Origin of the sequence: Acinetobacter sp. VT 511 (genome assembly GCF_001077515.1) — a bacterium.
GTDB lineage: Bacteria > Pseudomonadota > Gammaproteobacteria > Pseudomonadales > Moraxellaceae > Acinetobacter > Acinetobacter schindleri.
In genome coordinates this window covers 198,640-218,644 of record NZ_LFRE01000089.1, presented here as the reverse complement: position 1 = coordinate 218,644, position 20,005 = coordinate 198,640, and the positions used below count along the sequence as shown (strand labels likewise).

The following is a 20,005-nucleotide window of genomic DNA, read 5'->3' as shown; positions in this document are numbered from 1 at the left end:
TTTTGTTAAACTCTGTAGTAAGTTTTGGGGACAAATGTTCAATACATATACTTACAATGAATAAAAATTTGTGGTTTAAGGGGACTTCTGTACTAAGTTGTCTTTATATTTTGATGGGAACTGCTGCTTTTTCGCATGCAGGTCAGACGATCTATCAAATGAAAGATAGCAATGGTGTTACCCTGCTGACGAATAATAAAGGTCGCTACAGTAATCTAAAAGTAGAAAAAAAGACCTATTACCCGGACAGTAACATTCATAGCTATAGCAACTGGGGCTCAAGTGAGGCTTCGGTATTGCCGAGCTATAGCAAAAACAAAAATGCCTTTGATTCAATTATCCGTGAGGCTGCACAAAAGCACGGTATTTCTGAAGGTCTGATCAAGGCTGTGATGCATACTGAATCTGGCTTTAATGTCCATGCCCGTTCTCCAGTCGGTGCTCAGGGACTAATGCAGCTCATGCCTGCTACCGCACGCCGCTTTAATGTATCTAATGCTTATGATCCGCATCAGAATATTATGGCAGGTGCCAAATATCTGGCCTGGCTAATGAAACGTTTTAATGGCAATACCGCTTTAGCACTGGCAGGTTATAACGCTGGTGAAGGCAATGTCAGCAAATATGGCGGTATCCCGCCCTTCCGCGAGACGCAAGACTATGTACGCCGTGTGACCAGCCGGTATCACAATCTATATTCCAGTGGTGTTAATCTGACCGCCGCTACGGCACCGGTTGAAACCGCCAAGATTCTGGCCAGCTCTGCCAATTATAAAACGTCGGCAGCGCCTACCATTAAAGCCAGCAATTATCAGCGTCAGATCATTGCCAATGCAGATGGCAGCTTCACTGATGCGCCTGCCGGTTCTTATGCCACCGCACATGCCACTGCATCCGCCAGAATATATATCAACGATTAAGCCCTTCCTCTTCATCATTCATCCTAAGTTTTGGTTGATCATGGTGATGAGGTAAATTCTGGGTAATTTACTATTTTTTTTCTTGAAATTTGAGTCATTTCACCTCATATTGAGGGTAATGATTGTAATTTGCTAATCAGATTATTTTTCTATAATAAGAGGATTTCTCAATGATGCGGATTGGTTTGTTTTTGCTAACCAACCTCGCGGTACTGGTTGTAGCTGGCATTATCTTGTCACTCTTCGGTGTCGGTAGTTACCATGGCGCGGGTGGCTTGAATCTAGGCAACCTGCTAGTGATCTGTTTTGTGTTCGGTATGGTGGGTTCTTTAATCTCACTATTCATGTCTAAATGGATGGCGAAGAAGACTACTGGTACTGAACTGATTGATCCGAATGCTCCTCGTAACCAGGCAGAAGCATGGTTATTACAGGAAGTAGCACAGCTATCTCAGCGCGCTGGTATTAAAATGCCAGAAGTGGGTATTTTCCCATCTTACCAGTCAAACGCTTTCGCGACCGGCTGGAACAAAAACGATGCACTGGTGTCTGTTTCTACAGGCTTGCTAGAACGCATGAACAAAGATGAGTTACGTGCAGTACTTGCCCATGAAATTGGTCACGTTGCCAATGGTGACATGGTAACACTTGCTCTGATTCAGGGTGTGGTTAACGCCTTCGTCATGTTCTTTGCCCGGGTTGCTGGTGATTTTATCGACCGTAACGTATTTGGCCGTGAAGATGGTGAAGCACCAGGAATTGCTTTCTTCGTGATTACCATTGTGCTTGATATCGTATTTGGTATCCTGGCATCCGCTATTGTGATGTGGTTCTCACGTCATCGTGAATACCGTGCCGATGAAGCCGGTGCACGTTTAGCAGGTAAACAGGCCATGATTTCTGCGCTATTACGCTTACAGGCCGAATCTGAAATGCCAGATGCCATGCCGAAAGAAATGAAAGCCTTTGCAATTTCAGCAGGTCAAGAACAAGGTTTCAGCTTAGCTGCATTGTTCCAGACACATCCAACGATTGAACAACGTGTAGCCGCTTTGCATCAGCTTGATTGTCCTTAATCTACTGAGCACAACGCTATACCGAAAAGCCTCCTGACGGAGGCTTTTCTTTTATTTATAGTTTTATGTTTAAGTAGCTTGACTGATCCATTGATACAGGGCCATCCCACCCCAGCCAATTGCCAGTACAAACAGAATCAGGAAGATGGTACCCAGAATATCCGGAATATGAATCCAGATCCAGGCAACTACTGGATTGCGCCAGAATGCAGACTGCTGCTGTTTCTGTTCCAGTTTTTCATGCAGAAAAGGATGTACCACATGCCGATCCGTTTGGATCTGGTATTCCTCACGGATATGATCATGCACGATATCCAAGGCCTTACGGCTAGGACGGATAAAAATGTCGAAGATGGTCCCAGCCACGGGAATAAAACCGACCACGGCGTCCATGGTTGCCAATTTAATGACCGGATTCAGTTTGGACTGTGGCACGCCGATCTGACGTGCCTTATAAATGGCATAACAGGTCAAGGCAAAACCAGCCAGATCTCCCGCCACAGGTACGGTACTGAGTGCAGCATCAGCACCAACACCCTGCTTGGTAAACGGAATCCGGACTACGGAGTCCATCATATTGGCAAACTTGGCCAAATCCCGTTCCAGGCGAATGACTTCCTGTTGTGTCAGTTTTGGTGAGTTGCTGTTGTCTGTCTCAATCATCGGAACAACCCGTTTATCATTGTGTAATGATTCAGCCTAACCTAATTAGATATTAAAAATATAGCGTAATTTTATTAACTTAAAACAAAAGTCTGGATGCCACGAACAAATACACCACCACCCCACTGGCATCGCAGATCGATGTCACCAGTGGTGCTGAAGCACTGGCAGGATCGAGTTTTAGCTTATTCAAGACAAATGGCAGACTCATGCCGATCAGACAACCAAGCAAAACAATCCCAGTCATACTGATGGCAAGTACTACAGCAACCATCAGATCGCCCCGGATATAACCCAGAATCGAAACAGCACAGGCCATAGTTAGACCAAGACACAGCGCGACCAGAGACTCCCGTCCAACCAGACGGAACCAGTCTGAAAACTGTACATCGCCAGTTGCCAATGCCCGGACCATCAATGTAGCAGACTGAGAACCCGCATTCCCGCCACTTCCCACCAGCAGTGGCAGGAAAAATACCAATACGATATGTTCCGCAATGACGTCCTCATATTTGGCAATACCAAAGCTGGACAGCAAACTGCCAAACACCAGCAGTACCAGCCAGAATACCCGTTTTTTATACAGCGATAAAATCGGCACAGTTTTGATACTGTGTTGATCTAGCGGTGATACCGCACCTGCTTTTTGGAAATCCTCCGTACTCTCGGCCTCGGCAATATCCATGGCATCGTCATAAGTCACAATCCCGACCAGTTTTTTGGAAGTATCAACAATCGGCAAGGCAATAAAGTCGTAATAAGCCAGTGTGCGTGCAATCTTTTCCTGATCTTCATCCACCGTGCCATAAATCACTTCTTTCGTCATAACCTCGGCAATAGTCGCGGTAGGCAGTGCCTGAATAATCTGACGTAATGAAATTACCCCCAGCAGATGTTGCTGTGCATCTACAATATAGATCAGATACAGCGTGTCATGATTTCCAGCAATATCACGTAGCGTTTCAATTGCCTCGTTCATGCTGAGTTCAGGAGGCAGCGTCAAATAATCCGAACTCATCAATGCACCGGCAGTTTCCTCCGGATAGGCATGGAGTACTTTTAGTACCTGACATGACTGTGCTGAAAGCTTGCCCAGCAATTGCTGCTGTACCGAAAGAGGCAGCTGTTTATACAGGTCAATAAAGTCATCCGAATGCATTGCATCCAGTAAGGTCACCAGTTCTTCGAGAGATAATGATGCCGTAAGCTGAAGCTGCTGATGCAGAGGCAAGTATTCAAAGACTTCTACCGGGCGTTGCAGCTGCTCAAAGTGATGCTGCCGTTCAGCTGGTTTCAGCTCGGCTAATAGCCTTGCCTGATCGGCGATATTCAATTGTGCCAGCTGCTGGCCTGCACCTGTCTGATGCAATTTTAATAATTCCCGTACCTGTTCAACTTGCTGATCCATCTGCGCGCTGCTGCCCTCTTGTTATCATATATTTTTATATTCTAGTTTCATTCACTATGCCTCAGCTGAGTGAAGCATGGTGTTACTTCATTGATCTTTATAGCTGAAGGTAGATGACAGGCATCTTAATTCAGTGCCTGCTTTTTCTTCTGAAACAGGCTACGGATCATCACATACATAAATGGAATAAAGATCAGCACCAACACAGTTCCAAAGATTACCCCACCCAGAACACTAACCCCGATTTCCTGACGGCTGACCGCCCCGGCACCAAAGGCAAAAACCAGTGGCAGAATCCCGGCACCAAAGGCCAACGACGTCATTAAAATTGGACGTAGACGCAAGCTTGCACCTTCCAGCGCTGCCGCGACAACGGATTTGCCATGCTGCTCTGCCAAGGCAGCAAATTCCACAATCAGAATGGCGTTCTTACAGGACAAACCAATCGTGGTCAGTAAGGCTATCTGGAAATAGATATCATTTGGAAAGCCTGCGAAATAACTGAAAATGATATTCCCACCAATACCCAGCGGAATTGCTGACATTACCGCAGTTGGAATACTCCAGCTTTCATAGAGTGCAGCCAGACACAGGAAGATAAAGCCAATCGAAATCGCATAGAGCCAGATGGCCTGATTGCTGGATTGTTTTTCTTCGAAGGACAATCCACTCCAGGTCACATCAATACCTTTTTGATCGGCTACTAATGCTTCTACATCCCGCATCGCTTCACCGGTACTGGCATCTTTGGTGACATCCGCTTCCATCTGCAAAGCGGTATAACCCATAAAACGATTGACCACTTCCGGACCACCGCTCCAGTCTACCGTCGCAAAATTACTGAACGGCACCATCTGATTCTGGTCATTGCGCACATGCCACATCGCCAGATCTTCAGGTTTGGAACGGAATTCTGCATCACCCTGCATCATTACCCGTTTAATCCGGCCTCGGTCGATGAAGTCATTGACATAGTTCCCCCCCCAGGCAGCAGAAAGTGTACTGTTGATCGCGGATTGGGTCAGGCCATTGGCCATGGCCTGTTTCTGATCAATATTAACCTTCAATTCAGCCTTCTCCGGATTGGAGCGCTTACCCAGATTTTCAAACGTTAAATATTGCTTGGTTTTTTCTTCCAGTTCTTTAAATTGCTGTTCCAGATATTGACGGCCATTTCCCTCTATATCCCGAATCCAGAATTCCAGTCCATCGGTTTGTCCCAGGCCGCTGACTGAAGCTGGCATATTGATATTGACCTGTGCATCCTTAAAACCACGGAAATGTTTTAAGGCACGTTCACGAATAGCTTGCGCAGTATTTTCCTCGCCAGGACGATCATCCCAGTGTTTCAGTGCCACAAAACCGGTTGCCAGGTTCTGACCGGTACCCGAGAAGTTACGGCCATAACGCATCATCACCAGATTGATATTGTCTTTTTCCTGTTCCAGGAAATATTCACGAATCTTTTCTCCGGTGGCCACCGTATTCTTTAGCGGCGCACCTTCTTGCAGGCGCACCTGAATGCTAAGCGTTCCCTGATCTTCACTTGGCAGAAAGCTGGTTGGCAAAGCCTTATAGAACAGACCAAATACAGCAACCAAACCGGCAAATAAAATTAAACAGATGGCCTTATGTTGTAGGGTGACATTAGAAAGTTTCAGATAACGCTGCTTAACACTTTCCAGTTTATGGTTAAACCATTGCGCCCAACGTGCCGGATTCGGATTTGGTTTGAGAATCAGCGCACACAGGGCTGGTGTCAGAATCAGGGCCACCATCAGTGACAATGACATGGCAGCAACCAGCGTAATGGAAAACTGACGATAAATAACCCCGGTAGAACCACCAAAGAACGCCATGGGAATAAATACTGCCGTCAATACCAAAGTAATACCGACCAGAGCCCCACTGATTTCCTGCATGGATTCTAGTGCTGCTTCCTTGGCGGTCAACTGCTTCTCATGCATTAGACGTTCAACGTTTTCCACCACGACAATAGCATCATCCACCAGCAGACCGATTGCCAGAACCAGGGCAAATAAAGTCAGGGTATTGATACTGAACCCAAGAGCATACAGGATTGCCATAGTACCGAGTAAAACCACTGGTACAGTGACTGCTGGAATCAGGGTAGCGCGCCAGTTTTGCAGGAAGATAAACATCACCACAATCACCAGGATGATGGCTTCAACCAGTGTTTTAAGGACTTCCTTAATGGATTCCTGAACGAATGGCGTGTTATCCCGTGGATAGGCAATCTTATAGCCTTCCGGCAACTGATTAGACAGACGGGCAATTTCCGCCTTGATTCGTTCTGAGGTCGCGATGGCATTGGCACCGGAAGCCAGCGAGATCGCCAGACCTGCGGATGCATAACCATTATTGGTACTATAGGATTGATAATTTTCTGCACCGAGTTCAACACGTGCCACATCTTTTAAATAGATAAAGCTGCCATCCCGGGCAGACTTTACAATGATATTTTCAAATTCTTCTACTGTTCTGAGTCGCGTGCCCGAAGTTACCTTGGCATTCAGATATTGATCCTCGACCGTAGGCAGATCGCCCACAGCACCAGCTGCGACCTGGGTATTCTGTGATTCAATCGCAGCACGCACATCGCTAGGCATCAGGTTATACTGTTTCAGCTTGAGTGGATTCAGCCAGATTCGCATGGCGTATTGCGAGCCAAAAACATCCACCTCACCAATGCCTTCAATCCGGGAAATGTCCTGTTCCAGATGTGTCATCAGGTAGTCCGACAAGGCAATATTGTCACTGCGCCCGGATTCGTCATACAGGCTGATCACCATATGCGTATCGCCCAGCGACTTGAACACATTCACACCCTGCCGTTGTACATCTTCAGGCAGGCGGTTCAGCACCCCATTAATCGCATTTTGTACCTGTACCTGAGCCGTGTCTGGATCAGTCCCGTTTTCAAAGCTGATATTGATCCGGCTACGCCCGGAGGAATCGCTGCTGGAACTGAAATACAGCAAGTGATCAATGCCTTTAATCTGCTGTTCCAGTACCTGGGTCACGCTCTCCTCCACCGTTTCCGCAGATGCGCCGGAATAGGTTGCCGATACGGTCACTCGCGGTGGCGCAATATCTGGATAACGTTCCACAGGTAAATTCATGACCGCAAATAATCCGATCGCCATCACGACGATGGCCAGCACGCCTGCAAAAATAGGTCGATGAATAAAAAACTTAGACAGCATAGGTCTGAATCACTTTGAATTTGATGAATTTTAGGATGAGTTGGACAACTGAATCAGCTATATGGATATTCAAGCAGTGGCATTGAAATTACAAGGCTTGATCACAGAAAAACATGTATAAAATTAAATCATGAAGCAATTATGAAGATACTGCCTTTAGGCTGCTGTTACAGTTATTTATGTCATTATTTTTTTATTGTTCCAATAAAAAAACCCTGCTTGCGCAGGGTCTTCTTTGAATCAGTTCAGTGCTTATGCAGAGAATTGGTTCATTGTGTTTTTCGCATCGTCACCCGCTTTAAGCGCGTTGTCACCAGCGAAGATTTCTTTGTGGTCGTCACCGATGTCAGAACCCGCCATTGCTTGGTGTTTCACACAAGCGATACCGCCGCGGATTTCTTTACGTTGTACGCCAGCAACATAAGCCAACATACCTTCAGAACCGAAGTAACCTTGAGCAAGCTCGTGAGTTGAAAGAGCAGCTGTGTGGTAAGTAGGCAGAGTGATCAAGTGGTGGAACACGCCTGCTTCACGAGAAGCGTCTGCTTGGAATGTACGAACTTTTTCGTCAGCTTCAGCAGCCAATTCAGAATCGTCGTACTCAGCGCTCATCAATTTAGCGCGGTCGTATGCAGATACGTCTTTACCTTCAGCAACCCAACGGTCGTACGCTTGTTGACGGAAGTTTAAAGTCCAGTTGAACGATGGAGAGTTGTTGTAAACAAGTTTCGCATTTGGAACAACTTCTTTAACACGGTTAACCATGTGAGCGATTTCAGCTACGTTTGGAGTCGCAGTTTCGATCCAAAGAAGGTCAGCACCGTTTTGAAGGCTAGTTACACAGTCAAGTACAACGCGGTCGATTTGAGTGCCTTCACGGAACTGGTACAGACCAGAAGCAAGACGTTTTGGACGGTGAAGTTTGCCATCACGTTTGATCAGGATTTCGTCTTCTTGCGCTTCTGAAATGTCAATTTCAGTTGTATCTAAGTAGCTGATGTATTGAGAAGCGATGTCACCTGGCTCTTTAACCACTGGGATTTTTTGAGTCAAGTCAGCGCCTTCAGAGTCAGTACGTGCAACGATGATACCGTCGTCAAGACCCATTTCCAGGAATGCATAGCGAAGCGCGTGGATTTTCGCGATGAAGTCTTCGTGTGGAACAGTTACTTTACCCGCTTGGTGACCACATTGTTTCGCGTCAGAAACCTGGTTTTCGATTTGAAGTGCACAAGCACCCGCTTCGATCATTTTCTTCGCTAGTAAGTAAGTTGCTTCTTCGTTACCGAAACCAGCGTCGATGTCCGCAATGATTGGCACAACGTGAGTTTGGAAGTTGTCGATTTGAGAAGTGATTTCAGCAGCTTTAGCAGTGTCACCAGCTTCTTGAGCTTTTTTAAGTGAACGGAACAGATCGTTCAATTCTTTCGCGTCAGCTTGACGTAAGAATGTGTAGATTTCTTCAATCAATGCAGGAACAGAAGTTTTTTCGTGCATAGATTGGTCAGGAAGTGGACCGAACTCTGAACGAAGTGCTGCAACCATCCAGCCAGAAAGGTAGATGTAGCGACGTTCAGTTGTACCGAAGTATTTTTTGTTCGCAATCATTTTTTGTTGTGCGATGAAACCGTGCCAGCAACCCAGAGATTGAGTGTATTTGCTAGAGTCAGCATCATAAGCAGCCATATCACGACGCATAATTGCTGCTGTGTATTTTGCAATGTCTAAACCTGTTTTGAAACGGTTCTGAAGTTGCATACGCGCAGCATCTTCAGGACTGATGTCTGCCCAAGTGTTGCCGAATTTCGCTTTTAATTCGCGGATTGCATCAATCGCTGTTTGATATGTAGTCATGATATATTCCTGTAATAATATTAGGATTTTTCTGCAACGTTGTTCTAAAATCAGACCCTCAAAACTTTGTTTAGATTTTAGTCAGCTCGTTGCGATGTTTAGAGATTAGATGCAATAAAAAAATTAATCCAATATTCTGCAAGAATTATCACTATTTATTTAAAAAATATGTAGATGAAAGTCTAATTATATATTGATCACTTTTATATAAATTATTGTATTTAATAATTTATTTTTAAATTTTTAAAATTTATTTTTGTCTAAAATTTCAGCTTATTGAATATAAAATATTCATTAGACTTAAGTCTTGACTCGCTTGATGACCTGACTTTTTTGGTCTTTTTTGCCAGTCTTCCTTTATATTTCCGATAAACTGAATTAATGCCAAACTATATATTTCACATAATTTATCTACTATTAATCATTGACTCATTTCTTGTCTTGAAATCATTTTTCACTTGCCCTGTTTTAACTAAAAATAGGTATCCAGTTTGATCCGGTAATTGACCAAATTGACAGAAAAAACCCAGACTTGATTAATAGACTCCTCTTGCTTGAAAATGAATAAAAACTACTATAAATTCGGTGGCTTTTTTTTCATCGGTCACGTACACAAGCCGCAGTACTTATGGCATAATCACTATAATTTCATGATTTTATTTTCGGTATTTTTTTTATGAATCTGGAGCGGGTCGATCTCAATCTATTAATTTATCTTGATGTACTTCTTCGCGAAAAAAATGTCACACGTGCAGCTGAGCAACTTGGCGTGACCCAGCCTGCCATGAGTAACATTTTGCGTCGTCTGCGCAATTTATTTAATGATCCCCTCCTGATCCGTTCTTCTGAAGGGATGACACCGACTGAACGTGCACTCGAACTGCAGCCACGCATTCGCGATGCCCTGTCTGATCTGTCCATGATTCTGGAACCCCGTACCGAGTTCCGCCCTTATACCTCAAATCGTGTATTTCGTATCATGACTTCAGATTATGCTGAAGCGACGCTGGTACCGCGCCTGGTCAAAGCTTTACGCTCTGAAGCACCCAATGTAGTTCTAGACTTCCTGACACCAAGTGATGTGTCTTATCGTGACATGGAACAAGGTAAGGTTGATCTGGCGATTAACCGGTTTAATGAAATTCCGCAAAGTTTCCATCAGGTACTGGTGTGGCGTGACAGCTTTTCTTGTCTGTTAAATAATAAACATCCTGCTGCTGGTAACCTGAATCTGAAAAGCTATTTAGATGCACAGCATATCTGGGTATCTAAAACCGGCATGGGCGTGGGATTCGGGGTTAATCCTGAAAAGCAGGCCGGACTTGGCTGGATTGATCAGGCGCTGGAACGTATTGGGCAAAAACGTAAGATTTCAGTATTTACCCGTCACTATCAGATGCCGGGACTTTTGGCGTCAAATGTAGATCTGGTAGCAACGCTACCAACCCGTATTGCCCGCCTGCAAGCCAAGAACCATAATTTGCTACTTAAAGATCCACCCTTCTATATTCCTGAATTTGAACTGAAGATGGCATGGTGTCCATTACTGCATCATCATCCGGCACATCGCTGGTTGCGTCAGCTGATTCTGTATGTAGCGCGCCAGATGATTGAAGAGGAGAATCGTGAATTTATGCAGAATAATTCGCAATTTTCACCTTATTAAAATGAATTTCACATAAATTATTATTTTTTAAGCTTATACTGTAAGGACTTGAGATCTGTTTTTACACCTCAAGTCCTTTTTTGTGTTAAAAATATTCCAAGATAACATCAATCCACAGGTGGATTACGTGAGCCTCTTTCAAAACATCGTGATTATCTTAATACTCATCGCGGGGGCTGGTTTTTTATCACTGACTGAAATCGCACTCGCAGGTGCCCGTAAGGTCAAACTTAAAATTTTGGCCGAATCAGGCGACGTCCGTGCCCAGAAAGTGCTGGATTTGCAGGAAAACTCAGCAGACTTCTTTGCTGCCTCCCAAATTGGCTTAAATGCTGTCGCCATTCTCGGCGGTATTCTGGGTGAAGGGGCTTTCCGTCCTTATATCGCCGAATTTGTCTCGCGTATATATGATGGTCCTTGGACCGAGAACATCAGCTTTGCCTTATCTTTCACTCTGGTGACTTCATTATTCATTCTGTTTGCCGATCTGATGCCAAAACGCCTGGCAATGATTGCACCGGAAAAAATTTCAGTCGCAGTTATCAACCCGATTCAAATTTTTATTAAAATCTGCAAGCCATTGGCTTGGATAATTAATGCCATTGCCAATCTGTTGTTCCGGTTATTCAAAGTCAATACGATCCGGGATGACAATATTACCTTTGCAGATATTTCTGCCGTGATGGATGCTGGTGCTCAGGCTGGCGTACTGCAAAAGCAGGAACACCACTTTATTGAAAACGTATTTGAACTTGAAGAACGTAATGTTCCTTCCAGTATGACCACACGTGAAAATGTGGTGTTCTTTACCCTGACTGAAGCTGAAGACAGTATTCGTCAAAAGCTGGCGCAATATCCTTATTCCAAATTTCTGGTCTGTAATGAAAATATCGACCAGGTAATTGGCTATGTCGATGCCAAAGACATTCTGGTCCGTATTCTCAACAACCAGAAAATCAATCAGCTGAATGAATCTACCATTCGTAATGTGTTGATGATTCCGGACACCCTGACGTTATCTGAACTTCTGGACCGCTTCCGTTCGAGCAAAGAAAAGTTTGCAGTGGTCATTAACGAATATGCACTTGTCGTGGGTGTGATTACCCTGTCTGACATCATGATTACCGTAATGGGTGACTGGGTAACACCAATGGAAGAAGATCAGCAGATCTTTAAACGTGATGCTGATTCATGGCTGATTGAAGGCAGTACGCCAATTGAAGACATGAAACATGCCTTAGGCATTGATGAAATGCCAGATGAAGAAAATTATGAAACGCTGGCTGGTTTTATGATGTACAAGCTGCGCAAGATTCCACGTCCGGCTGATATCGTGATTCATGCAGGTTATAAATTTGAAGTTGTCGATGTCGATCATTTCAAAATTGACCAGTTGCTGGTGACTCGCTTACTGGAACCCAATAAAAATAATATTGAGGAAGAATCAGGCTAATCTGATTCTTCTCTTTTAAAATCAATAATAAAAAGGAACTTGGATGAATCTGTCTGCCTTGTTGGCCTGTCTCAGTTTTTATTCCGGAATTTATCTGCTGTATTTCTTTTTTATGCAGGAAAAGAATCCGATTTTAATACTGGCAGGAATTGGCCTGCTGGTTTTTACTGTAATTTTAATTCCTTATCCGCATGAACGCAGACGACGTGGCTTTGATTCCACCCTGACGTGGGGTGAATATTTTTACTGGCCACTTATTAGCTGGTGGAGAGTGTTTATTCTACCGGTCAGCTGGCTGATTGCCCTGATCTATAGAGATTAAAAAAGCACCCTAAGGTGCTTTTTCATTTGAATCAGTATTTGCTGATCAATGCATCTAATACTGACTGGTAGTGAATACGAATATCATCTTCCAGAATTTTATAGGCATTATCGAACTGCACCATTGGCCAGCCTTCTTTCCAGAATGGGAAAATATTATGCAGGTCATGCGTCACGATTGCATCTTCACGCACAATAGCCTGCGCGATCTGTGCCAATACAAATGCAGTTTCCGCACCATCAATCGCCAGGTAATCAATACCACGCGCTTTTAAAATACGGATACGGTCTTTCTTATAACGAATCTTTTTGATCTGAGCTTCATTCAAGTGAAGCGCGATAGACACTGCTTCAACAAATTTTTCTTCAAATGACTGATGCAATTTAACCAGCGCCTGTTTATGCGCTTCCTGACGACCCGCTTTACCACCCTGACGAATAGCTTCTTTCGCTTCGGTATCTAATTCATCATTTTTCATTGCCTGTAACAGATCCAGAATTTCGATGTCGCTTAAAGTCTCAGGAGATTGATCAGTCATGAACTGCCCTTACAAATAATATTTACAATGGGCTATTTTCGCATAATTCCCGGACAAAAAGACAAAATCCTGCTGCAAGTGAGATGATTTAATTGCGCATTGCAATTTTTCGGAAAAATTCAGCAATTTACTTTATAGTAATCTTACTCATCCATCTCCTGCCCGACTTCATACATGCAAAACCAACAAGTCAATGTGCTGCTTCAGCAACTTCAGCGGCTCTATCCGGCGGCTTTTAAGCACAATTACCTGTTTTATAGCCAGATCAAGACCAGAGGTTTACTGGATGACCGTCGTGAATTTATTCCCTGGCTATTGGCAAGCATGATTTTTGTGCCAATCAGTTTCGTACTGAAAGATATTTTCCTGAGTAATTTTACTGAGCTGAGTAACTTTCAGGCACAAGCCTATGCCATTCTGGCAATTCTTTTATTCTTGATGGTGATTGTCCCTTTGGTCATTAAACAGATTCGACATTCTTCGCATTCACTTTATCAACTATTACGACATAGTCCTGTCAAGCTTGCTGTAATCGTCATTCTGTCTGCCCTGAATATTCAATTTTTACAAAGTCAGTTTGTGATGTGGGCGCTCCTGTTCTTTGGTGTCAGTTTTGGCTTTGTGCGTTTTTATAAGGAAAATCTGTTTCGTCAAAACAGTCAGGACAGTGAATATTATCAGCTGCATCAACTGCGTCGTGTGTGTTTCTGGGCATACAAACAAAGCCTGAGAACCCGATTAAAACTCTATATGACTTCGGCTCAAAGTCCTGAATACGAAGTACTCAAGCGTCAGCTAAACCGCTATGCCGACCTATATAGCCAGTTATTCAAATCTGAACACCAGTACTGTAAAAGCATTAAACATATTGATGTGGACAGTTATCTGGATGAAATGCTGTAAATCGATTAATTTATTGAAATTTAAAGCTTTGAATAACATCAGCTTTGCTTTCTTTTAAATTTTAATGGCTAAATTGCCTGAAAATAAAACAAATAATAAGAAATCATCTTGCCAAGTTCTCGCTGCTCATCTATGATGGCGCGCATGCCCGAGTGGTGAAATCGGTAGACACAGGGGATTTAAAATCCCCCGCCCACAAAGCGTGCCAGTTCGAGTCTGGCCTCGGGCACCATTTTGATTCAGTTTAAAATGGTGCAAATGCAGAAACCCAGCAATGAGCTGGTTTTTTTGTGCCTGAAATTTATAAATAGAGTGTGCCTCCTCATGTCCGCACCCCGCTCTTTCGATCTAGCCAGATTACAGTTACGCCATCCTGATGCATTCTTTTGCAGACTTAGCTATAGCCGCTATAAATATTTGAATCAAACCATTGATCCGTATTTATATTTGCGTATCGGGATTTTGATGCTGATTACAGCATTTTGTGGTCTGTGCTTTTCCCTGCCTTTTTATCCAGACTTTATGGATTCGAAGAATCAGGCCATTAGTGCGGGTACGATCGTACTTATTAGTATGCTCTATCCTTATATCTGGCGTGCCCAGTTTCAGGCCAAGTACAGTTCTGTACGCTACGCAAAGCGCCTGCAATCCTGTTTATATATTCAAACCCTGATTGTTGTTCTGTCACTGATCAATTACCAGTATTTACATTCAGCGTTCATTGCTTTACCTTGCCTGGGCCTACTTGCCTTCAGCAGTTTTGTAGCAGTATTAATTGAGCCCGGCTTTAGAAACTCTACCCGCAGCACCCTGCTGGTACGTTTGCAGCATATCCGCCAAATGGCTTACTGGTCTTATCAACAGTCGCAAAGTAAAGAGCCGGAACCTGTGCCACTGCAAAAGGATTTAAAAAAATATTATCTAGAATTACATCAACGCTGCATGCAGGAAGAACAGAAACTCCTAAATGAAATTCATTATAAAAATTTTAAAGAAGCATTTTTAGATCATTAAAAAAAGCCCTGTGAAAACAGGGCTTTTTTCACCATTCACGAGTCGCGACCAGCTCTTCCATTTCAACTTCGAAGTATCCCTGTTCCTGTACCACCATCATCATGGCTTCAGCAATATAATCTGCTGCGGTATCATCTAAAGAGGAATCCAGGTCTTCGAACTGCGGTTTCATTTCATTGATTTCTGCCACAGTCGCATTGGCAAACTGATAAATCTCGTATTCAGATAAACCAGATTTTGTCACCTTTTTGGCAAAACGTTCGATGTGCTGCTTTACTTCAGCAACCAGAATATCGGGATAATATTCATCATCGAACATTGGGAGAAGTAAATCTGCAAACATTACAGGCACTCTAAAACTATAACTAAAAATTAAGCGTGCCCTATATACCATATTGCCGCTTAAAAGCCAAACAGCACGCCGCCTAACATACAATCTAGCCAACAATTAAACCGCAGCTTGCATTGCCTTCCAGACCTTAATTGCATCTGCTGTCGCTTTGACATCATGTACACGTACCATGCAGGCACCTTGTTGAATACTTAGCAAGTGTGCTGCTACTGATCCCACTGCGCGTTCTACGGCTTCTGCTCCACCCAGCACCTGTCCAATAAAGCGTTTACGTGACAACGCCGACAATATTGGATAACCAAGTTGAGTTAGTTTGTACAATTCATTCAGTAGTTTCAGGTTCTGTTCAGCATTTTTGGCAAATCCAAAACCGGGATCAATCATAATGTGCTCAGCTTTCACCCCGGCATCTAATGCATCCTGCACGCGCTGTTTTAATTCTGCAATGACATCAAGCGTGACATCTTGATACTGATCCAGATTATTCATCGTAGTAGGTTCACCACGCATATGCATAATAATGACCGGAATATCCAACTCAGCAGCAGTTACCAAGGCATTCGGTCGTGTCAGTGCACGAACATCATTCCAGATATGTGCTCCAGCTTTCACTGCAGCCTTAATCACTTCTGGCTGGGAAGTATCAATTGAAATCACGACATTGTGCTTGGCCAGTTCTTCAACCACAGGCACCACACGGCGAATTTCTTCTTCTACTTCAACCACCGATGCACCCGGACGAGTCGACTCGCCACCCACATCAATGACCGTTGCGCCTTCTGCCATCATTTCCAATGCACGCGCTACTGCAGCATCTTGAGAATTATGTTTGCCCCCATCACTAAATGAATCCGGTGTAACATTCAGAATCCCCATCACATGCGGCTGAGACAGATCCAGTGTTGAGTGTTCAAATGTCCATACGCGTGGTAATAACGGCATCAGCTGCATGTTTTCATCCTAAATCCAATAACTAGCGTATTGTCGTATGGATAGCGATATAAAGCAAAGCTGAAACAAGCCAGAATTAAATTTCAAACTGCGGTTTATTTGAGTATTGCATGAGCTTAGGTTGTAACTGTGATTTTACCTCTACCCATTCACTTCTTAAAATACTATAGATATAGCTATCCCGCACTGTCTGACCATCTTTACGCAACATATGACATCGAATGATGCCATCCCGTTTAGCTCCTAGAGCTTCAATGGCTTTTTGACTTTTTAGATTCAGATGATCCGTACGAAAGCCTACTACCCGAGCATTAAGCTCTTCAAAGGCATGACTTAAAAGAAGATATTTACAGACCCGATTCACATAGGTACGCTGATAACGCTGTGCATACCAGGTATAACCAATATCCACACGTGGAATTTCAGGCTTGATATCATGATAACTGGTGGTTCCAATCGCTCGACCCGATGTTAAATCAATCACAGCAAAAGCCATCCTTGTACCCTGAGCTTGTTGAACCAAAGCTTGCTGTACATATTGTTTTAATTCGCTTAAGTAAGGTACAGAATTATAAAGCACTTCGCCCAAATCTCCTTCAGCACAAGCTCCTTCTAAATCTGTAAAATGCTCCCAAGTTAATGGTTCTAAAAGTAACTGATAAATACGGGATTCCAAAACAGCTATTGTCATTTTTATTTTTGCTCATTGGTTTTTTATAGCTGAATATAGCATCACGCCAAAACAATCCATCATTGCCATAAAAAAACCACCCGAAGGTGGTTTTTTATTTTCTGCTTAATTGGCTGGTAATGGCGGAGGAGTCAACGGACCATCCTTCGGTGTTACATCAATCACAGGATTGTCTGAAACATAGACCTTAGGTGGCTTAGGCTCACGACCTTCCATGATGTCACGGATTTGCTCGCGATCGATTGTTTCCCATTCCATCAACGCTTTCACCATGGCATGCGCGATATCCTTGTTGTTTTCCAGAATATCACGAGCCACTTTATATTGCTCATCGATGATACGGCGTACTTCAGCATCAACCTGCTGTTGAGTCGCTTCAGAAATTGTACGGCTACCAATGCTGCCCATGAATGATTGTTGCGAGTCATCCTCATAGACCATTACGCCTAACTTGTCAGACATACCGTATTTGGTCACCATCGCACGCGCAACTTTGGTTGCACGTTCAAAGTCATTTGAGGCACCAGTCGACATCTGGTTAATGAAGACTTCTTCTGCGATACGACCACCGAACAAGATCGAAATATCATTCAGCATTTTATCTTTGTAATGGCTGGTCTGGTCAAACTCAGGCAACTGCCAGGTTACACCTAATGCCCAACCACGCGGCATGATCGTTACTTTATGCACAGGGTCAGTACCTGGCAGCATTTCCGCAACAATTGCATGTCCTGCTTCATGGTAAGCCGTAGCACGACGCTCTTCTTCACGAAGTACCATCGATTTACGTTCAGGACCCATATACAGCTTGTCTTTAGCATCTTCAAAGTCATGCATGTCGACAGTATTCTTGTTACGACGTGCCGCGAATAATGCTGCTTCGTTTACAAGGTTTGCTAACTGCGCACCAGAGAAACCAGGAGTACCACGAGCCAAGACTTTCACATCCACACCCGTTGTAGACGGCAGTTTCTTCAAGTGAACATTCAGGATTTGTTCACGACCTTTAATGTCTGGCAAGCCAACCATCACTTGACGGTCAAAACGACCGGGACGAAGTAAGGCTTTATCCAGTACATCGGCACGGTTAGTTGCCGCGATGACGATAATCCCTTCATTGCCTTCGAAACCATCCATTTCAACCAGCATCTGGTTGAGGGTCTGTTCACGTTCATCGTGACCACCGCCTGTACCTGAACCACGGTGACGACCGACAGCATCAATCTCATCGATGAAGATGATACATGGCGCATGGCGTTTCGCCTGTTCGAACATATCACGTACACGAGATGCACCGACACCCACGAACATTTCTACGAAGTCAGAACCGGAAATACTGAAAAATGGAACTTTCGCTTCACCTGCAATCGCTTTTGCAAGCAAGGTTTTACCCGTACCCGGAGGACCCACCATCAGGACGCCCTTAGGAATAGTGGCACCCAGACGTTTGAATTTCGCAGGATCTTTCAGGAAGTCAACGATTTCCACGACTTCCTGTTTTGCTTCATCACAACCCGCAACATCAGTAAAGGTGACTTTAATCTGGTCTTCAGACAGCATTTTCGCCTTCGACTTACCGAAGCTCATCGGGCCGTTCTTGCCGCCTGCACCGCCACCCATGTTGCGCATAAAGAACATGAATAACAAAATGATTAAGAGCACAGGGAAACTTGCAATCAGTAACTGCATCAACAAGCCTTGGCGTTGTGGTGCAGTACCTTCAACAACCACATTGTTCTTGATGAGATTCGGCATCAGTTCAGGATCCTGAACTGCCGGACGAATACTTTCAAACTCGGAACCGTTTGATTTCTCACCACGAATTCTTTCGCCATCTATTGTCACTTGCTTAATCTGGCCGTCATTCACCGCTGCAACAAACTCTGAATAGTTCATTGTTGTCGGCTGATTGCGATCACTGACGTTGCTGAAGATGAGCACCAGCACACCCAGTATCACGAGCCACAATACGGCATTCTTAAAAAGATCGCTCAAAGCTTTATTCCCATTTCCAATCTAATTTGATCATGCCCTCGCGGGTGACCTGAATTTCCAAGTTTGTTCAACTTGCAATTATTAAAAACGTACAAAATGCACAATTTTTAGCGTGTTGGCAAGTAGACTTTATTTAGAAGCCTTCTTGCGCCCCTGCCCCACCAGAAAGACTTCTTTCGAGCGAGCACGCGATGCAGCAGGTTTTACCGTTTTCAGAACATCAAAACTATTAACAACTTCCTTACGGAATTCATCAAAGCCAGTGCCCTGGAAGACTTTAACAATAAACTGACCTTTAGGACCTAAAACCTTGTTGGCAAAGTCAAGGGCCAGTTCACAGAGATAGATCTGACGCGGTTGATCTACAGCCTTATTACCTGATGTATTGGGGGCCATATCGGAAATTACAACGTCTACCGTACGTCCATCTAAAATATTTAACAATTTATCGAACACTTCCTGCTCACGAAAGTCACCTTGCAGGAAGGTCACATCTGGCAGTGCATCCATTTCCAGGATATCCGATGCGATCACCAGACCTTTAGAACCGACCAGTTTACCAGCAATTTGCGACCAGCTTCCTGGCGCTGCGCCCAGATCGACAACCGTCATACCTGGTTTGATAATGCCGTATTTTTCTTGAATCTCAAGAAGTTTATACGCTGCACGTGCCCGATAACCTTCTTTTTGCGCTTTCTTCACATAAAAGTCATCGAGATGCTCTCTCATCCACGCACGACTACTTTTGGATAACTTCTGGTTGGTAATGCGTGTTGCCATAACTCTCTAAATAAAAAAAACTTCCAATTATTAATTGTACGTGAAAAACACATGATTTGCAGTATTGATCTGTATCTAAATCTAAGACAGTTGGTTGGATTTTTTATGTGATGGCACCGATTATTTCCTGAGAATATAAAGCGTTTGTTTTTTGCTTTTGTTATACTAAGCCGTTTTAAAAATCAGGTTATC

General features: G+C 43.9%; 17 protein-coding genes and 1 tRNA gene. 8 read left to right on the top strand and 10 right to left on the bottom strand.

Annotated elements, in window-relative coordinates; genetic code table 11:
* Nucleotides 1-113 precede the first annotated feature (113 nt).
* Nucleotides 114-920, top strand: coding sequence for a lytic transglycosylase domain-containing protein (locus ACS72_RS13835; protein ID WP_171249869.1), 807 nt, complete (start codon nt 114-116; stop codon nt 918-920).
* A gap of 170 nt (nt 921-1,090) precedes the next feature.
* Nucleotides 1,091-1,996 (top strand): protease HtpX, encoded by a 906-nt coding sequence (htpX, locus tag ACS72_RS13830; RefSeq protein WP_004814968.1) that lies wholly within the window; start codon nt 1,091-1,093, stop codon nt 1,994-1,996.
* A 69-nt stretch (nt 1,997-2,065) separates the two neighbouring features.
* Here htpX and ACS72_RS13825 read toward each other — a convergent pair whose 3' ends face one another.
* From ACS72_RS13825 to ACS72_RS13810, 4 genes are all read right to left on the bottom strand, one after another.
* Nucleotides 2,066-2,659: a DUF4112 domain-containing protein gene (locus tag ACS72_RS13825; RefSeq protein WP_008305697.1), complete on the bottom strand. Its 594-nt coding sequence runs from the start codon at nt 2,657-2,659 to the stop codon at nt 2,066-2,068.
* A 79-nt stretch (nt 2,660-2,738) separates the two neighbouring features.
* Entirely contained in the window at nt 2,739-4,067 is a 1,329-nt protein-coding gene (gene mgtE, locus ACS72_RS13820) for a magnesium transporter (protein ID WP_008305694.1), read from the bottom strand.
* Between the two features lie 125 nt (nt 4,068-4,192).
* On the bottom strand, nt 4,193-7,294 hold the full coding sequence (locus ACS72_RS13815) for a multidrug efflux RND transporter permease subunit (RefSeq protein WP_048882418.1): 3,102 nt from the start codon (nt 7,292-7,294) through the stop codon (nt 4,193-4,195).
* Nucleotides 7,295-7,546: 252 nt separating this feature from the next.
* Nucleotides 7,547-9,148, bottom strand: a complete 1,602-nt coding sequence (locus tag ACS72_RS13810; protein WP_005222870.1) for an isocitrate lyase — start codon at nt 9,146-9,148, stop codon at nt 7,547-7,549.
* Nucleotides 9,149-9,824: 676 nt separating this feature from the next.
* On the opposite strand from ACS72_RS13810, the gene ACS72_RS13805 reads away from it, so the two are divergent.
* The 3 genes from ACS72_RS13805 (at nt 9,825) to ACS72_RS13795 (ending at nt 12,589) form a co-directional block, all read left to right on the top strand.
* Entirely contained in the window at nt 9,825-10,814 is a 990-nt protein-coding gene (locus tag ACS72_RS13805) for a LysR family transcriptional regulator (RefSeq protein ID WP_004814962.1), read from the top strand.
* 127 nt (nt 10,815-10,941) lie between these two features.
* Nucleotides 10,942-12,267: a hemolysin family protein gene (locus ACS72_RS13800; protein ID WP_004892036.1), complete on the top strand. Its 1,326-nt coding sequence runs from the start codon at nt 10,942-10,944 to the stop codon at nt 12,265-12,267.
* Between the two features lie 43 nt (nt 12,268-12,310).
* Entirely contained in the window at nt 12,311-12,589 is a 279-nt protein-coding gene (locus ACS72_RS13795; RefSeq protein WP_005222873.1) for a hypothetical protein, read from the top strand.
* 31 nt (nt 12,590-12,620) lie between these two features.
* Here the strand turns inward: ACS72_RS13795 and ACS72_RS13790 are convergent, their stop codons facing one another.
* Complete coding sequence (locus tag ACS72_RS13790; RefSeq protein WP_048882417.1) at nt 12,621-13,127, bottom strand: hypothetical protein; 507 nt, start codon at nt 13,125-13,127, stop codon at nt 12,621-12,623.
* Nucleotides 13,128-13,301: 174 nt separating this feature from the next.
* On the opposite strand from ACS72_RS13790, the gene ACS72_RS13785 reads away from it, so the two are divergent.
* From ACS72_RS13785 to ACS72_RS13775, 3 genes are all read left to right on the top strand, one after another.
* Complete coding sequence (locus ACS72_RS13785; protein WP_048882416.1) at nt 13,302-14,030, top strand: hypothetical protein; 729 nt, start codon at nt 13,302-13,304, stop codon at nt 14,028-14,030.
* Between the two features lie 146 nt (nt 14,031-14,176).
* A tRNA-Leu gene (locus tag ACS72_RS13780) sits at nt 14,177-14,262 on the top strand.
* Between the two features lie 92 nt (nt 14,263-14,354).
* Nucleotides 14,355-15,044 carry a hypothetical protein gene (locus tag ACS72_RS13775; RefSeq protein ID WP_048882415.1) on the top strand — a complete coding sequence of 230 codons (690 nt, stop codon included), beginning with the start codon at nt 14,355-14,357 and terminating at the stop codon, nt 15,042-15,044.
* A gap of 28 nt (nt 15,045-15,072) precedes the next feature.
* Here ACS72_RS13775 and ACS72_RS13770 read toward each other — a convergent pair whose 3' ends face one another.
* The 5 genes from ACS72_RS13770 to rlmE all read right to left on the bottom strand — a co-directional run bounded on the left by ACS72_RS13770 (nt 15,073) and on the right by rlmE (nt 19,813).
* A complete protein-coding gene (locus ACS72_RS13770) occupies nt 15,073-15,387 on the bottom strand; it encodes a DUF5713 family protein (protein WP_004892021.1) in 315 nt (104 codons plus the stop codon).
* A 105-nt stretch (nt 15,388-15,492) separates the two neighbouring features.
* Nucleotides 15,493-16,347: a dihydropteroate synthase gene (folP, locus tag ACS72_RS13765; RefSeq protein ID WP_048882414.1), complete on the bottom strand. Its 855-nt coding sequence runs from the start codon at nt 16,345-16,347 to the stop codon at nt 15,493-15,495.
* A 76-nt stretch (nt 16,348-16,423) separates the two neighbouring features.
* Nucleotides 16,424-17,038, bottom strand: a complete 615-nt coding sequence (locus tag ACS72_RS13760; protein ID WP_048882413.1) for a GNAT family N-acetyltransferase — start codon at nt 17,036-17,038, stop codon at nt 16,424-16,426.
* Nucleotides 17,039-17,143: 105 nt separating this feature from the next.
* On the bottom strand, nt 17,144-19,033 hold the full coding sequence (gene ftsH, locus ACS72_RS13755) for an ATP-dependent zinc metalloprotease FtsH (RefSeq protein ID WP_004814946.1): 1,890 nt from the start codon (nt 19,031-19,033) through the stop codon (nt 17,144-17,146).
* 129 nt (nt 19,034-19,162) lie between these two features.
* Nucleotides 19,163-19,813, bottom strand: coding sequence for a 23S rRNA (uridine(2552)-2'-O)-methyltransferase RlmE (rlmE, locus tag ACS72_RS13750; RefSeq protein WP_048882412.1), 651 nt, complete (start codon nt 19,811-19,813; stop codon nt 19,163-19,165).
* Nucleotides 19,814-20,005: the final 192 nt, after the last annotated feature.

Coding starts and splice junctions, on each gene's coding strand:
- ACS72_RS13815 (WP_048882418.1), bottom strand. CDS start 7,294: ATGCTGTCTAAGTTTTTTATTCATCGACCTATTTTTGCAGGCGTGCTG.
- ACS72_RS13795 (WP_005222873.1), top strand. CDS start 12,311: ATGAATCTGTCTGCCTTGTTGGCCTGTCTCAGTTTTTATTCCGGAATT.
- folP (WP_048882414.1), bottom strand. CDS start 16,347: ATGCAGCTGATGCCGTTATTACCACGCGTATGGACATTTGAACACTCA.
- ACS72_RS13790 (WP_048882417.1), bottom strand. CDS start 13,127: ATGACTGATCAATCTCCTGAGACTTTAAGCGACATCGAAATTCTGGAT.
- ACS72_RS13805 (WP_004814962.1), top strand. CDS start 9,825: ATGAATCTGGAGCGGGTCGATCTCAATCTATTAATTTATCTTGATGTA.
- ACS72_RS13775 (WP_048882415.1), top strand. CDS start 14,355: ATGTCCGCACCCCGCTCTTTCGATCTAGCCAGATTACAGTTACGCCAT.
- ACS72_RS13835 (WP_171249869.1), top strand. CDS start 114: ATGGGAACTGCTGCTTTTTCGCATGCAGGTCAGACGATCTATCAAATG.
- ACS72_RS13770 (WP_004892021.1), bottom strand. CDS start 15,387: ATGTTTGCAGATTTACTTCTCCCAATGTTCGATGATGAATATTATCCC.
- htpX (WP_004814968.1), top strand. CDS start 1,091: ATGATGCGGATTGGTTTGTTTTTGCTAACCAACCTCGCGGTACTGGTT.
- mgtE (WP_008305694.1), bottom strand. CDS start 4,067: ATGGATCAGCAAGTTGAACAGGTACGGGAATTATTAAAATTGCATCAG.
- ACS72_RS13825 (WP_008305697.1), bottom strand. CDS start 2,659: ATGATTGAGACAGACAACAGCAACTCACCAAAACTGACACAACAGGAA.
- ACS72_RS13810 (WP_005222870.1), bottom strand. CDS start 9,148: ATGACTACATATCAAACAGCGATTGATGCAATCCGCGAATTAAAAGCG.
- ACS72_RS13785 (WP_048882416.1), top strand. CDS start 13,302: ATGCAAAACCAACAAGTCAATGTGCTGCTTCAGCAACTTCAGCGGCTC.
- rlmE (WP_048882412.1), bottom strand. CDS start 19,813: ATGGCAACACGCATTACCAACCAGAAGTTATCCAAAAGTAGTCGTGCG.
- ACS72_RS13760 (WP_048882413.1), bottom strand. CDS start 17,038: ATGACAATAGCTGTTTTGGAATCCCGTATTTATCAGTTACTTTTAGAA.